This window comes from Streptomyces sp. NPDC060209, from assembly GCF_042728155.1.
In the GTDB taxonomy this organism is placed as follows: domain Bacteria; phylum Actinomycetota; class Actinomycetes; order Streptomycetales; family Streptomycetaceae; genus Streptomyces.
The window spans coordinates 38576-53419 of record NZ_JBHWZS010000027.1; the positions used below are offsets into that span (position 1 = coordinate 38576).

The following is a 14844-nucleotide window of genomic DNA, read 5'->3' on the forward strand; positions in this document are numbered from 1 at the left end:
GTCCGGCGCGGGGCGACGCGTCTTCAGATGTCTTCAGGGCCCCAGGTGTCAACTTCGGGTTGACGCCCCTGTGGTGTCAACCTAGGGTTGCCTCATGACGAAGCCGCTGCGCGCCAATCCGCCGATCCGCCTCGACGACCTGATCGACGCGATCAAGAAGACCCATACCGACGCACTGGAGCAGCTGTCCGGAGCCGTGGTCGCGGCGGATCACCTGGGCGAGATCGCCGACCACCTCATCGGCCACTTCGTGGACCAGGCGCGCCGCTCAGGCGCGTCGTGGACCGACATCGGCCGGAGCATGGGTGTCACCCGGCAGGCCGCCCAGAAGAGGTTCGTGCCCAAGAAGCCCGGCGAGGCCTCGGACCTGGACCAGGGCCAGGGCTTCGGCCAGTTCGACGAACAGGCCAGGAACGTCGTCATGGGTGCGCACAACGAGGCCCATGCCGCCCGCAACGACGAGGTGCGCGCGGAGCACCTCGTCCTGGGTCTCCTGGCCGAGTCGGACTCCGTCGGCTCCCAGGTGATCACCGGTCAGGGCGTGTCGCCGGCGGCGGTCCGCGAGGCGGCGTCACTCGCCCTGCCGGCGGCGGCCGACGAGGTCCCCGAGCTGATCCCGTACGACGCAGGGGCCCGCAAGGTCCTGGAGCTCACCTTCCGGGAGGCGCTGCGCCTCGGCCACGACTTCGTCGGGACCGGGCACATCGTGCTGGCCCTGCTGGAGTTCGAAGGAGGTGCGGGCGTGCTCACGGGGCTGGGCATCGACAAGGACGTGACGTCGGCCGCGGTCGCCAAGGCGGTCGCCGGCGAAATCGGGGAGCAGGCTCCGGTCGCCGAAGGCTAGGGCCTCTCGTTCGGATCTTGCCGGGTTCGCGTGCCCTGGTGCCGCACCTCGCCGGGGCGGCATCAGGCGTCACCCGGCGGGCGTCAGTGCACCGAGAACCCGCCGTCGACGAACAGTGACTGCCCGGTGACGTAGGAAGAGGCGGCGCTCGCCAGGAACACCGCGGCGCCCGCGAAGTCCTCGGCCAGTCCGTTGCGTCCCACCATCGTGCGTGCCGCCAGCGCCGCCACCCGCTCCGGGTCGGACGAGAGCCGCTGGTTGAGGGGCGTCATCACGAATCCGGGCACCAGTGTGTTGCAGGTGACGCCGTGCGGGGACCACGCCTCGGCCTGCGAGCGGGCCAGCGACTCCAACGCCCCCTTGGAGACCCCGTACGCGCCGCTCTGTACGAACGCCCGGTGTGCCTGCTGGGAAGTGATGTGGATGATCCGGCCGTAGCCGCGTTCGGCCATGCCCGGTCCGAACCGGCGGCCCAGCAGATAGGGGGCCTTGAGGTTCACCGTCATCGTGGTGTCCCAGACGTCCTCGTCGAGCTCGCTCATCGGCGGCCGCAGGTTGACGCCCGCGCAGTTGACGAGGATGTCGGGTTCACCGAACGCGGCCGCGGCCTTGTCGCCGGCCGCACGCACGCCCTCGGCGGTCGCGAGGTCGGCGCTCACCCACGCGGCCCGGCAGCCGGCGGCGTCGAGTTCGCCGACGGTCCGCACCAGTTCTGCCTCCCTGCGTGCCACGACCACCACACTCGCACCGGCGTGTGCGAGCGCCTCGGTGATGCCCCGCCCGATGCCCGAGCTGCCGCCGGTGACCACGGCGACCCGGCCTTCGAGCGAGAAGAGTTCGGAAAGATAGTTCTGCGACGTCATGCCCGTACCTTAGGTACATGGCCGGATCATGTACGGGGTGGGTCCCGGAACCGGTACAGGCGCGTGCCCTGCGATGCGGAACGCGCCCGGGGTGGGATCCTGGTGGCATGAACATCCCTTTCCTGGACAACTGGCGCAAGCGCCAGGGCGGTACACGGGAGGTGGCTCTCGCGGCCGCCGTCGAGACCGATCCGGACGGCGTGGCCGAGCTGTTCGCGGAATGCGAGTTGCTGCGCGCCCGAGCAGGGCAGTGCGGTCTCGAACTCGACGACAGTCCCGCCTCGTTGTCCGCGCTCGACCAGTTGCCGCCCATCTGGCGGGACGACCCTGAGGAGCTGCCCTGGGTGGGCAACGATGCCGGCCTCTACCTCGGCACCGTGCTGGTGCGTACCGTCCCCGGGGCCGCCTGGGACATCCTGGCGGGCGGAAAGCCGGTGGTGCGCCTGGCTTCGGGCCGGGAGATCGATGTCGTCGGCGCCGGTCTTGACTGGGCGATGTCAGGCAGCCCCGAGCTCTCCGAGATGTACGCGGAGTCGGCGGAGAGCGGCCCGGAGGCCAAAACGCGATAAACAGCCTTATGCGCCGCCGGTGCGTGTCGGCCCCGAAGCGTGTGCGCACCCCGGATAGTTTGCGCTGACCTCGACACAAGCGATAAGTGGGTAGGGCAGCGTATGGCCGTCGATCCGTTGATCGAGCTGCGGGACGTCAACAAGCACTTCGGGAAGTTGCACGTACTGCAGGACATCAATCTCACCGTCGGCCGCGGGGAGGTGGTGGTGGTCATCGGCCCCTCCGGATCGGGCAAATCAACGCTCTGCCGGGCCATCAACCGACTTGAGACGATCGAGTCCGGCCACATCGCCATCGACGGCAAGCCGCTCCCCGAGGAGGGGAAGGGACTCGCGGAGCTCCGGGCCGAAGTGGGCATGGTCTTCCAGTCGTTCAACCTGTTCGCCCACAAGACCGTGCTGGCGAACGTCTCGCTCGCCCAGCTCAAGGTCCGCAAGCGCAAGAAGGACGAGGCCGACCAGCGCTCCCGGGAACTGCTGGAGCGGGTCGGACTCGCCTCGCAGGCCGACAAGTTCCCCGCCCAGCTCTCCGGCGGCCAGCAGCAGCGCGTCGCCATCGCCCGCGCCCTCGCCATGGATCCCAAGGCGCTCCTCTTCGACGAGCCCACCTCCGCGCTCGACCCGGAGATGATCAACGAGGTCCTCGAGGTCATGCAGCAGCTCGCCCGCGAGGGCATGACCATGGTGGTCGTCACGCACGAGATGGGCTTCGCCCGCTCCGCCGCCAACCGCGTGGTCTTCATGTCCGACGGATGCATCATCGAGGACCGCACTCCGGAGGACTTCTTCACGTCCCCGGAGAGCGACCGCGCCAAGGACTTCCTGTCCAAGATCCTCAAGCACTGACAGGGGGCACCGTGTTGCGTACGAGGAACATCGCGGCCGTGCTGGTCTGCCTCCTGATCGCCGCCCTCTCGGCCGGCTGCGGCAGGGAGGGCAGCCCGCCGGTCAAGGGGCCCAAGGCCGGGGCGCTGCCCCAGTACAAGGTCGACACCGGCTTCGAGCTGCCGGAGTCGAAGACCTGGAAGAAGGCCAAGAAGCGTGGCTATCTCGTCGTCGGCGCAAAGGAGGACCAGCCGTACCTCGGCGAGAAGGACCCTGCCACCGGTGTCTACTCGGGCTTCGACATCGAGATCGCCCGCATGATGGCGGCCTCGCTCGGCTTCGAGCCGGACACGATCCGCTTCCGGACCATCGCCTCCGCCAACCGTGAGACGGCACTGCAGAACGGACAGATCGACTACTACGTCGGCACCTACACGATCAACGACATGCGCAAGAAGCTCGTCGGCTTCGCCGGCCCGTACTACATGGCCGGCCAGGGGCTGCTGGTGCGCACCGACGAGAACGACATCCACGGCCCTCAGGACCTGGCGGGCAAGACCGTCTGTTCTGCCGCCGGGTCCACGCCGTACCAGCGCATCGCCGCCGACTACCCCGAGGCGGATCTCGTCGCCTACGACACCTACTCGATCTGCGTCGACAACCTGCTGACCTTCCAGGTCGACGTCGTCACCACCGACGACGCCATCCTGCTCGGCTTCGCGGCCAAGGCGCCGGACGAGATGAAGGTGGTCGGCAAGCCCTTCTCCGAGGAGCCGTACGGCATCGGCGTCCCGCGCAGCGACAACGCGCTGCGCTTCGCGCTCAACGACGCACTGGAGGAGAACGAGAAGAACGGCAACTGGAAGAAGGCGTTCGAAGCGACTCTGGGCCTGTCCGGGGTGCCCGCGCCGACACCGCCGCCCATCGACCGCTACCCGGCGAACTGAGGGGCGGGCCAACACCATGGACGTACTGACAGAAAACTGGTCGCTCTACGGCAAGGGCTTCCTCGGCACCCTCGAACTCACCGTCTACGCCTCGATCCTGGCGCTCGTGCTCGGCTTCGTCATGGCGTCGTTCCGGGTCGCACCCGTCGGCTCGCTCCGGGTGATCGGCACCGTATGGGTCGCGGTGCTCCGCAACACCCCGCTGACGCTCCTGTTCTTCGCCGTACTGCTGGGCCTGCCGCGCTTCGGTCTGGTCCTGCCCTTCCAGGTCTTCGCGGTCCTGGCGCTCGGCTGCTACACCTCGGCCTTCATCTGCGAGGCCCTGCGCTCCGGCATCAACACCGTGCCGACGGGGCAGGGCGAAGCCGCTCGGAGCCTCGGGATGTCCTTCGGGCAGACCCTGAACAACGTGGTGCTGCCACAGGCCTTCCGGTCGGTGATCCCACCGGTGGGATCGACGCTCATCGCCCTCGCCAAGAACTCCGCGATCGCCGGCGCCTTCAGCGTCACCGAACTCCTGGGCACGTACAAGACCCTGAACGAACTCGGCTACAGCATCATCTGGACCTTCGTCTGGATCGCCGTCGGATACCTGATCATCACCCTCGCCATCAGTGCGCTCTTCAACTTTTTGGAGAAGCGCTGGGGAGTCGCCCGATGACCCACGCCACCGCCTCCGCGACCGCGCTCTACGACATCCCGGGGCCTGTCACCCGCAAGCGGCACTTCCTCTACGGAATCCTGTCGACCGTCGTGATCCTCGCGCTGTTCGGCTGGATCCTCTACCTGCTCTTCGACACGGACCAGTTCACCAGCGCGAAATGGACACCCTTCACGTACAAGGGCATCCAGGAGCTGCTGCTGCGCGGCCTGGGCAACACGCTCAAAGCCTTCGCCTACGCGGCGGTCCTCTCCCTCGCGCTCGGGGCGGTACTCGCCGTCGGACGGCTCTCCGCCCACAAGCCCGTGCGCTGGATCTCGACCCTGCTGGTCGAGTTCTTCAGAGCCATGCCCGTGCTGGTGATGATCTTCTTCATCTTCGTCGCGCTCAAGGTCCAGCCGCTGCCCGCGCTGGTGGCCGGGCTGACCCTCTACAACGGTTCCGTGCTGGCGGAGGTGTTCCGCACCGGGATCAACTCCGTGGAGCGGGGTCAGCGGGAGGCGGCCTACGCGCTGGGCATGCGCAAGACGCAGGTCACCACCCACGTCCTGGCCCCGCAGGCCGTCCGCGCGATGCTGCCCACCATCATCAGCCAGCTGGTCGTGGCGCTCAAGGACACCTCGCTGGGCTATCTGATCACTTACGAGGAGTTCCTCCACGCGGGCAAGCTGATCGCGTCGAACCTCGACTACGATCTGCCGTTCATTCCCGTGGTCATGGTGATCTCGCCCATCTACATCGGCATGTGCATGCTGCTCTCCTGGTTCGCCACCTGGGTTGCCAGACGGGAGCGGCGTAACCCGAAGACGGAGGGGACGGGCGTCGCCGCCGCCGAACCGGGAACGTTGCTGCCGGGCCGCCGCGCGCGATAGCCGTCGGTGAGCCCGCCCGGCAGCAGCCGGTGATCACTCCTCGCACCGCGGACCCGTGTCCGTACCCGCTGGGGAGAAGGTCAGCTGTGAGCCGGCCGGGTCGCGGCCGATGCGCGAGGACCGGCGGAGGCCGCCTGGCGGGACTTGACCGGTGCGGACCCCGTGGGCGTGGAGTGCTGCTCCATGGCCACGGGGTCCGCGCCGCCCTGACACCGGCCCGCAGAGAGGTCTCCGGGCCGGTGCGCCGTGTCAGCTGATCGTGTAGGGCTCGGCGCAGATGTAGTCGACGCCTGCCTCGGTGAGGCACTCCTGCACGGTGATCGGCGCACGGAGCGTGAAGCTCCCGGTGCGGACCTCGTCCAGCCCCGAAGCGCTGACGCTGACGAGAGTGACGCACGAACCGTCGCATGCGGCACGCAGGTTGACGCGCGCACCGTGGCTGTCGGCCTTCGTGTCCTTGATGTTCGCGGTGACCGTGTATGTGCCGGCCGAAGGGCCGGCCGAGATGGTTCCCCAGGCGTGGGCCCCGACCACGTCCGCCACCGTGCCGGTTGCGTTCCACGAGGTGGCGGCCGCAGCGTGGCCAGGGGCTGTTGCCAGGGCGAGGGCGCACACGGCGCTCGCCGAAGTGACAAGGACGCGTGAGGTGACTGGCTGTCTCGACCGCACGATGACTCCTCTGGTTGGGTGGTTGCCGGGCCGGCGGGGTGCGGGCCTACTCGGGCTGGTTGACGACGCCCTTGCAGGCAGGTGTGTTGTCGTTCACGCCCGGGGCGGCAGCCGCCTTGACGGCGTTGAAGTTCGCGACGTAGGCGTCATGGGCCGCCGAGTCGTCCACCTTCAGAAGTGCCTCGTCGTTCTCCCGCAGGGCCGGGCCGCTGTAGTTGTGGCTGCCCGTCCACAGGACCTTGTTCACGGTGCCGTCGTACTTGCCGTCGATCAGCAGGTACTTGCTGTGCACGATGCGGGCGGCGGTCGCCGAGTTGCTGTCGTGGTCGTCGTAGTAGCAGACGGGGGAGAAGCCGGAGGCGGAGTGGAGGGTCTCCCACGTGCCGGCGGTTCCGCTGCTGTCCTTGCTGTCCGTCGAGGAGTAGACGAGTTCCACCGAGCAGCCGGCGTTCTTCAGCGCGACCAGCTTGTCGGCGACGCCCTGCCGGGTGAACTTGAACATCGCGACCCGCACCTTGCTGTGCTTGGTCGCGCCGTCCTGGGTGTAGGTGCAGGTGACGTTGTCGAGCGTGTTCCAGATCGTGTCCGTGGAGTTGCCGGTGCCCGGGTAGTAGGGGAAGAAGTACACCTTGTACGGGCTCCAGGAGCTCGAGGTGTAACGCCAGTTCTGCCAGTCCTTGCCGACGAGTGTGGTGAAGTACCCGCTGTAGGCGTTGTAGATGCCGGTGTTGTAGGCGACGACGTAGGCGTCGTTCCAGAAGGCGCTGTACGCCGAGGGCGACAGGTTGGACGACGTCTGCAGCACCACGTCCGACGCACCGTCGACCTGCGAGAACAGCCAGAACTTGTTGTGGTTGATGGAGGCGCCGAACTCCGTGCGGCCCAGGCATGACTTTCCGGCCGGACAGAGGGTGACGAAGGAGCCCTGTGTGGTGTCGGTTCCGAGCGCGTCGCGCAGGATCCCGTAGCCGGCGTCGCTGGGGCGGGAGCTGACAGTCGACTCGTCCAGGACCATCTGGACGTCGACGCCGCGCTGGTGGGCGTCGGCGAGCGCCTGCGCCACGCCTTGGTCCCACAGGTGGTAGAGCGCGACCTTGATCGAAGACCCGGCCGGGCTGGAACCCACGTAGTCCAGGATCTTGGTGCGGATGGCGTTCTGCTCGGCGGCCGTGCCGAGCGGGTTGTTGAAGATGGGGCCGGACTGTTCGACGGCGAACGGTGATACATCCGCTTCGGCGCCCGAGGCAGCGGTCGGGGAAAGCCCGACCGCCATCAGCGACACCGTCGCGGCGACGGCTCCCGCAGCAGCTCTTCCGTGTGCACCGAGGCGCATGGGTTTCCTCCCGAGTACGTGCACACCGTCCTCTCCCCTGAGGCGGCCGTGCGACTCGGGGATCATGCCAGACGTTCCCGCGCGGTCAAAGCATTCACCGGATCCAGCCAACTTCCCCTGACAGCAACAAATACGGACTCGACCATCACGCTTCTATGCGTGTAGCGTCCGCTGCCGGTGTGCCGGGTTCATGACATCTCTCGATGAGCGGCGCTGTCTCCCGCACATCGTCAACTGTCATGTGGGGGAAGTCTCGGTGAGTCTCAGACATAGGGCCGTCGCGCTTGCGACGGCCAAAATGATGTTCGTGGGGTTGGTCTCGTCGGCCGTCCTGGCGCCGGCGGCGGCACTGGCCGCGTCCGACCGGCCCAGCGTTCCAGGACGATCGACGGGATCGGCACTGTCCCAGCCCGCGGAACCGGGCACGCTTCACGCGCCGAAGGTGACCTGGCCGGAAGCCCGTTCCGCGACGGTCGACGTGCCTGCGGCCGGTGCGGCCGCACGCGCGGTCACGGCCGGGAGCACGGCCGCTTCACGCTCGGCACAGGATTCCTCCGTGGTGTCGATCGGAGCCGCGACCTCGGCGTTGCTGAGGCAGGCGGTCGGACCCATGACCTCCCCGCCGGCGTCGGTGCGGGTGGACGTCCTCGACCGGGCGACCGTGGAACGCGTGGGCGGCGTCGGCATGGGGCTTCGGGTGGCGCGGGAGGACGGCGCCCCTTCCGCCGGGGCCGTCGCCGCGACGCTGGACTACTCCGGTTTCGCACACGCCTACGGCGGCGACTTCGCGTCACGGCTGCGCCTCGTCGAATACCCGGCGTGCGCCCTGACCACCCCTCACAAGAAGGGGTGCGACCAGGCGCGGACGGTCGAGGGGCAGAGCAACGACGTGCAGTCCGGGAAGCTCACGGCCCCCGTCCAGGCGGCCCCGGACACCGGGGCGCGTTCCCTCGCGTCGGGGGCCGTCTACGCACTGGCTTCGGGGTCGTCCTCGGACACCGGTGACTACCGCGCGACCGCGATCAAGCCTTCGGGCAAGTGGGACGTCTCCCTCTCCTCCGGCGCGTTCACCTACGCGGTGCCCATCGAGGTGCCGCAGCCCCCAGTCGGGATGGCGCCGGACCTCTCCCTGTCGTACAACTCCCAGAGTGTCGACGGCCGGACCTCGGCCTCCAACAACCAGGCGTCCTGGGTCGGGATGGGCTGGGACCTGAACGTGGGCGCCATCGAGCGCCGCTACATCAACTGCGCCGACGACGGCCACAAGACCTTCGGCGACCTGTGCTGGGACTCACCGAACTCGACGTCCGATCCCAACGGCGCCGTCTACACCATCCAGCTCGACGGTGTCACCTCCGAACTCATCCAGGACGGCACCGGCACCGGATCGTTCCGCATCAAGGACGACCCGGGCTGGCGGGTGCAGAAGCTCAACGGCGGCTACGGCTCGGACAACACGGACGAGTACTGGGTCGTCACCAAGCAGGACGGGACGCGCTACTACTTCGGCTGGGGCCGGACCGAACGTCCGAACCTCGACAACGTCAAGGAGAAGACGAACTCCGTCCTCACGGTCCCCGTCATCGGCGACGACGAGGGCGAACCCTGCCACAGCTCGTACCCCGAGCCCTGCAAGCAGGCCTGGCGCTGGAGCATGGACCGCGTCGTCACCTCCAACGAGGTCGAGAACTCCTACTTCTACAACAAGGAGACGAACTACTACCGTTCGGTCGCGGCCGCCGACAAGGCCCGTGGCTACGACGCCGGGTCGTACCTCTCGCGGATCGACTACGGATGGTCCTCCCAGATCCCCGGTGCCCAGCTGCCGGCGATGATCGACCTCCAGCACGTCAACCGCTGCGTCGAGCGCATGGCGGAGGCGGACCCTCTCAACAACACGCCCGCCGCCTGTCCCAGCATCGACGCGAAGCCCGAGTCGTACCCGGACGTGCCGGTCGACCTGATCTGCGACGGTCCGGAGGACGGCGAGACCTGCGCCGGCAAGACGTACTACCCGACGTTCTTCCAGCGTGACCTGTTGTGGGACATCAACATCCACGTCCGGGACACCAACACGTCCGGTTGGGACCTGGTCAAGCAGTACCAGTTCAAGTACGCCTTGATGAATCCGTCGGGATCCGTGGGCGACCAGCTCTGGCTGGACTACGTCCAGCGCCGGGGCTACGCCGGTGACGACATCGACATGCCGACCATCAACTTCAACGGTGAGTGGCAGGACAACAAGGTCGGCGCCGGGGAACTGAACTTCCGGCGGGTCAACAAGGTCTTCACCGACGCCGGCTCCACCGTCACCGCGACCTACGGGCACGCGACCGACGACGCGGGCGCCATCGACCGGACCTGCCCGGAGAGCGGTGCGCCCTCCCAGTCGGACAACCACTACGAATGCTTCTGGCAGAAGTGGGTGCCCGAAGGGGCGGACGAGGAGCGCACCGGCTGGTTCAAAAAGTTCGTCACCAAACGCGTCCAGGTGGACCCGGGCAAGGCCAATGACGGGGCACCACCGCTGATCACCGACTACGAGTACGACGGCGCCCCCGGCTGGCGCTACACCAACGACCCCCTGGTCGACGACGACGACGAGACGTGGTCCGACTGGCGGGGTTACGCCAAGGTGCTCGTCACCACCGGGGCCGGCGAGAACCGGCACTCCACGTATCACTGGCTCTACCAGGGTCTCGACGGCGACCGGACATCCAAGACCGACGCCACCAAGACCCGCAGCGCCAAGATCGCCGACTCCGACGGCACCGAGTGGACCGACAGCGCCTGGCTGGCCGGGCAGACGCTGGAGACCTCCAGCCGTGACCACAACGGGGACTCCCAGGAGAGGGAGTGGCACGAGTACTGGTCCCACAACACCGCCCAGTACGTGGGCATGCCCGACGCCCGCATCGTGCGGGAGGACAAGGTGCGTTCCCTGGAGAAGGTGACCAGCTCCGCCGACGGCTCGGGCTGGCGGGAGCACATCGTCGAGACCGAGTTCGACGACTCGGAGAAGGCCTCCACCGTCTTCGGCCTGCCGATGCGCGTCGACGACTGGGGCGAGAGCAACGTCTCGGACAACAGCTGCACCGAATACGGCCGTGCCTACAACACCGACGACCTCACCGACGACACCGACGGCACGAAGCGCTGGATGGTCTACCAGGACGACGAGCGGCACTACAGCGTCTCCTGCAGCGCCGTGGACGACGACGAGACCGCCGGAACGCCCGCTGCCCACATGGACAAGCGGGTGACCGCGTTCTACGACGGCGCCCTGTCGTTCGCCGAGAACGACAAGAACCTGGTCGACGGCAACGCCACCGAGGTGCGCACCTACACCTCCGAGACCGCATGGCACACCATGAAGGCCCAGTTCGACACCGCGGGCCGGCAGACCAAGACCTGGGACGGCAAGAACCAGGCCACCACCATCGCCTACAAGCCGCAGACCTCCTGGCCCGTGGACGGAGTCACCACCACCACGCCGGACCCCGACGGATCGGGCCCGGGCGTACCCCTGACCACCACCCGGTACCTCTCCCGCTTCTGGGGCGAGGCATGGAAGACGGTGGACGCCAACGGCAGCGTCACCCAGCTCGTCTACGACGCCGTCGGCCGGCTGTCCAAGGTGTTCAAGCCCAGCGAGGCGGCGAACTACCCCGACGGAACCGCGTCGATGAACTTCGACTACCAGGTCCCGGTCGCCTCCTCGGAGACAGGCGTGCCGCGGGTCGCCACCGGTGACCCGGTGCGCACCACGACCCGTGTGCTCCAGTCAGGCACGACGTATCTGTCCTCCTACACCTACAGCGACGGCCTGGGCCGCGAGCGCGAGAGACAGACCACCGCCCCCAACGGCACCGGGCGCGACGTCCAGATCACGCGCTACGACTCGTCGGGGAACGTGGCCGGCACCTCCGGTCCGTTCTTCAACGCCTCGGCCTCTGGGTCGGGCCTCGTCAACCCCGCCGTCGCCTCCGTCCCGTCCTACACCGACCTGAAGACCGACTGGGCCGGGCGCACGATCCTCTCCCAGGTGCAGGCCAAGGGAGTCGTGCAGGCGTCGAACAAGACGGTCACGCAGTACCAGGGCGCCGACGAGGTGACCGTCTTCCCGCCGGTCGGAAGTCCGACCAAGACCGTGCGGGACGCGTTCGGCCTCACCAGCAAGGTGGTGGAGAACCTGGGAGCCCAGCAGCTCACCACCACGTACGAGTACACCCGCAAGGGCCAGCTCAAGTACGTACACGACTCGGCGGGCAACACGTCCCACTACGTGTACGACTGGGCCAACGAGAGGGTGCTCAGCGAAGAGCCCGATGCCGGCGCGACCAGCACCGTATTCGACGCGAACGGCCAGATCCAGACGGTCACCGACGGGCGGGGCACCACGCTCACCTACGCCTACGACACCCTGAACCGGCCGACGACGACCAAGCAGGGCTCGACCGTCCTGTCGGAGAAGACCTACGACACGGCGGCGCTGGGCAAGGGGCTGCTCGCCACATCGACCAGCTGGAGCGCCGGCCAGGCGTACACGTCCAAGGTCGACGGCTACGACTCCCGAGGGCGGGCGACCGCCAAGACCTTCGCGATGCCCGACGACGGAGCCGGACTCGCCGGGTCGTACCAGACGAAGTACCACTACGACCTGGCCGACCACGTCACGGCCGTCGACTACCCCGCGCTGGGAGGACTGCCGGCCGAGAGCGTGACCACCACGTACAAGGACGGCCGGGCGACCGGCGTCTCGAGCCCCCTGGCCACGTACGTCTCGAACGTCGGCTATGACGACACCGGACGTCTGGCGTCGCGGAGCCTGGGTTCCGCGGGGGCCGACACCAGTGTGGTGCGGAAGTTCGGATACGAGGACGCCAACGGCTCGGGCTGGCTCAAGAGCATCACCACCGACACCACAGCCGGGGGCACCACCAGGACAGTTCAGAACGACACCTACGCACGCAACAACGGTGGACAGGTCACCGCCCTGCGTGAGGGGTCGGACAACCAGCAGCAGTGCTTCACCTACGACGACCTGCGCAGGCTCACGGGCGCCTGGACCACAGCTGCCACCGCCTGCACCGGCACCCCGGCGTCCGACTTCGCCGGCCCCGACCCCTACCAGACCAGCTACGCCTACGACCGGATCGGCAACATACAGGCGGTCACGGACAAGGCGTCCGCCTCGGCCACCGCGGTCACCAGCGACTACAAGTACCCCGGATACAGCGCCGACGAGTCCACCTACACCCCGGACCAGCCCCGGCCGCACGCCGCCACCGCCGTGGTGCGCAGCAGCGGCGGATCCGACAGCTACACCTACAACGGCGCCGGCCAGATGACCGGCCGAACCGTCGCATCCGTCCCCTCCGTACTCGACTGGGACCCCCAGGGGCACCTCGCCAAGGTGACGCAGAAGAAGGCGGGCGGGGACGAGGTCTCCACCTACGTCTACGACGCCGACGGCAACCCCATCGTCCGTAACACCCCCAAGGAGAAGGTCCTCTACCTGGAGGGCCACGAACTCCACCGCACCGACAAGACCCGTGCGACCCGGTACTACGCCGTGGACGGCGGAAGTGTCGCCATGCGCACCGCGTCCGACACGGACTCGAACGGCAAGCTCACCTGGCTGCTCTCCGACGGGCAGGCCTCCAGCCAGCTGATGATCACAGCGGTCGGTGGAGTCATGCTCCGCAGGCGCACCACTCCGTTCGGGAAGCAGCGCGGCACCACGGCGAACCTGCCGGCCGAGATGGACCGGGGCTTCGTCGGAAAGGCGGAGGACGACAGTACGGGCCTCTCGCTCATGGGGGCACGGGTCTACGACCCGAACCTCGGGCGCTTCCTGAGCACCGACCCGGTGACCACGCCGGAGCAGCCGCAGACGCTCAACCTCTACAGCTACGCCCGGAACAACCCGGTCAACCTGACCGACTCGACCGGTCTGTACTCGTGGGACGACTTCAAGGATGACGTCAAGGGCACGGGCAAGGCGGTCTTCGCCAGCACCTGGGTGGCGACGGTGGACAAGGTGGGGCACGGTGTGGGCAACAGCCTCAAGGCCGTGAACACCCTGGTCGACATGCCGGATCTCATCTCCCACCACATCGGAGGTCCGCCGGACGATCCCAACTCGGTGCGGATCTTCTGGGAGTGGGCCACCGACAGCGGCCCGCGCGACCGTGAGCTGAAGGGGAACAACCGCTTCACCAAGACCCTCAAGACCCATGCCCATGTCAAGCAGACCCGGACGAAGATCGCACAGGACCTGAGGTCGGGCAAGCTGGAGGCCGGGGACACCGGAAAGAGGAACTACAGTCTGGGCGGCTCGATCTCGGACAGCCTGGGCAAGCTGTACAGCGACTTCACCGGCAATCTCACGGCCGCGTTCCTCGGGTCGTACACCCTCAATTACAAGGTCACCTCGATCGACAAGGGAGAGGGGACGGCGCGAGTCCGTTTCACCGTAAAGAATGACAGTACGATCAACTCCGCCACTCACCTCGGTGGGGTGGGCTACGGCAACTGGTGGGACAAGAACATCGCCGAGCCGCTCAACAACGAGCTGTTCAAGAAGGGCGTGATGTCCAAGAGGAGCCAGACCGTGACGTGGACGGAGACGATCCACTACGGCTCGTCCAGTTCCGGCGGAGGCGGCGGCGGAGGTGGCGGAGGCGGCGGCGGTGGCGGCGGTGGTGGAGGCGGCGCCCTGGCCGCGGCGCTCGCCTTCCTGCTGTGGCTGCTCAGCCTGTTCTTCTAGTCCACGGCACCCGCAAGAAGCACGAAAGAGGATGAGATGAGACAGGTGTCGACCCGCCGGCTCCGCCCGCTGCTCGCGATGGCGGCGCTGTTCGCCCTGGTCACGGCGTGCACCGACCAGCAGGAAGACCTGGCACCTGTCTCGTCCTCCGCAGTCGTCGGGCACTGGGCCGGCGACTGCGGTGCCACTCTTGACGTCGCGAAGGACGGTCACTTCACCTTTGCCGGTTTCCCTTCCGGGGAGGGGGCGCACGATGAGCGGCGCCTCACCGGTGAGGGCAGGTGGTACCTGTATCAGGGCGGGAAGGACGCGCCACCCCCCTCCCTCGACCTGAAGTACGAGAAGGAGCTGCTCTCGCTCTCCTTCACGCGATCGTCGAAGGGTGCGGTGACCGCGATGCGCTTCGAGGAAGAGGACCGCACCTGTACCTTCAGGCGAGGGAAATGACCTGACGGAGCACGTTCACCGTGGAGGGGCCGGCCGGAAGGC

General features: G+C 67.8%; 12 protein-coding genes. 8 read left to right on the forward strand and 4 right to left on the reverse strand.

Translation table 11 applies throughout. The annotated features are described in order from the left end of the window. Positions 1–94 precede the first annotated feature (94 nt). On the forward strand, positions 95–844 hold the full coding sequence (locus tag ACFWFI_RS08330; protein WP_387387091.1) for a Clp protease N-terminal domain-containing protein: 750 nt from the start codon (positions 95–97) through the stop codon (positions 842–844). An 83-nt stretch (positions 845–927) separates the two neighbouring features. Here ACFWFI_RS08330 and ACFWFI_RS08335 read toward each other — a convergent pair whose 3' ends face one another. Then, positions 928–1707 carry an SDR family NAD(P)-dependent oxidoreductase gene (locus ACFWFI_RS08335; RefSeq protein WP_387387094.1) on the reverse strand — a complete coding sequence of 260 codons (780 nt, stop codon included), beginning with the start codon at positions 1705–1707 and terminating at the stop codon, positions 928–930. Positions 1708–1814: 107 nt separating this feature from the next. Between ACFWFI_RS08335 and ACFWFI_RS08340 the strand changes: the two genes are divergently transcribed. The 5 genes from ACFWFI_RS08340 (at position 1815) to ACFWFI_RS08360 (ending at position 5581) form a co-directional block, all read left to right on the forward strand. Beyond that, positions 1815–2276: a DUF6278 family protein gene (locus tag ACFWFI_RS08340; protein WP_387387096.1), complete on the forward strand. Its 462-nt coding sequence runs from the start codon at positions 1815–1817 to the stop codon at positions 2274–2276. Between the two features lie 102 nt (positions 2277–2378). After that, positions 2379–3122 (forward strand): amino acid ABC transporter ATP-binding protein, encoded by a 744-nt coding sequence (locus tag ACFWFI_RS08345; RefSeq protein ID WP_387387099.1) that lies wholly within the window; start codon positions 2379–2381, stop codon positions 3120–3122. 11 nt (positions 3123–3133) lie between these two features. Further along, complete coding sequence (locus tag ACFWFI_RS08350) at positions 3134–4048, forward strand: glutamate ABC transporter substrate-binding protein (RefSeq protein WP_387387101.1); 915 nt, start codon at positions 3134–3136, stop codon at positions 4046–4048. A 16-nt stretch (positions 4049–4064) separates the two neighbouring features. Then, positions 4065–4709 carry an amino acid ABC transporter permease gene (locus ACFWFI_RS08355; RefSeq protein ID WP_387387104.1) on the forward strand — a complete coding sequence of 215 codons (645 nt, stop codon included), beginning with the start codon at positions 4065–4067 and terminating at the stop codon, positions 4707–4709. Further along, a complete protein-coding gene (locus ACFWFI_RS08360; RefSeq protein ID WP_387387106.1) occupies positions 4706–5581 on the forward strand; it encodes an amino acid ABC transporter permease in 876 nt (291 codons plus the stop codon). The genes ACFWFI_RS08355 and ACFWFI_RS08360 overlap by 4 nt, the downstream gene beginning before the upstream one ends. Before the next feature lie 249 nt (positions 5582–5830). Here ACFWFI_RS08360 and ACFWFI_RS08365 read toward each other — a convergent pair whose 3' ends face one another. The 3 genes from ACFWFI_RS08365 to ACFWFI_RS08375 form a co-directional block, all read right to left on the reverse strand. Beyond that, positions 5831–6250 carry a hypothetical protein gene (locus tag ACFWFI_RS08365; RefSeq protein WP_387387108.1) on the reverse strand — a complete coding sequence of 140 codons (420 nt, stop codon included), beginning with the start codon at positions 6248–6250 and terminating at the stop codon, positions 5831–5833. A gap of 46 nt (positions 6251–6296) precedes the next feature. Continuing rightward, entirely contained in the window at positions 6297–7583 is a 1287-nt protein-coding gene (locus tag ACFWFI_RS08370) for a phospholipase D-like domain-containing protein (protein ID WP_387387111.1), read from the reverse strand. Between the two features lie 429 nt (positions 7584–8012). Further along, positions 8013–8195, reverse strand: a complete 183-nt coding sequence (locus ACFWFI_RS08375; protein ID WP_387387114.1) for a hypothetical protein — start codon at positions 8193–8195, stop codon at positions 8013–8015. On the opposite strand from ACFWFI_RS08375, the gene ACFWFI_RS08380 reads away from it, so the two are divergent. After that, positions 8194–14355 carry an RHS repeat domain-containing protein gene (locus tag ACFWFI_RS08380; protein ID WP_387387116.1) on the forward strand — a complete coding sequence of 2054 codons (6162 nt, stop codon included), beginning with the start codon at positions 8194–8196 and terminating at the stop codon, positions 14353–14355. The genes ACFWFI_RS08375 and ACFWFI_RS08380 overlap by 2 nt on opposite strands. 36 nt (positions 14356–14391) lie before the next feature. Continuing rightward, positions 14392–14802 (forward strand): hypothetical protein, encoded by a 411-nt coding sequence (locus ACFWFI_RS08385; RefSeq protein WP_387387119.1) that lies wholly within the window; start codon positions 14392–14394, stop codon positions 14800–14802. Positions 14803–14844: the final 42 nt, after the last annotated feature.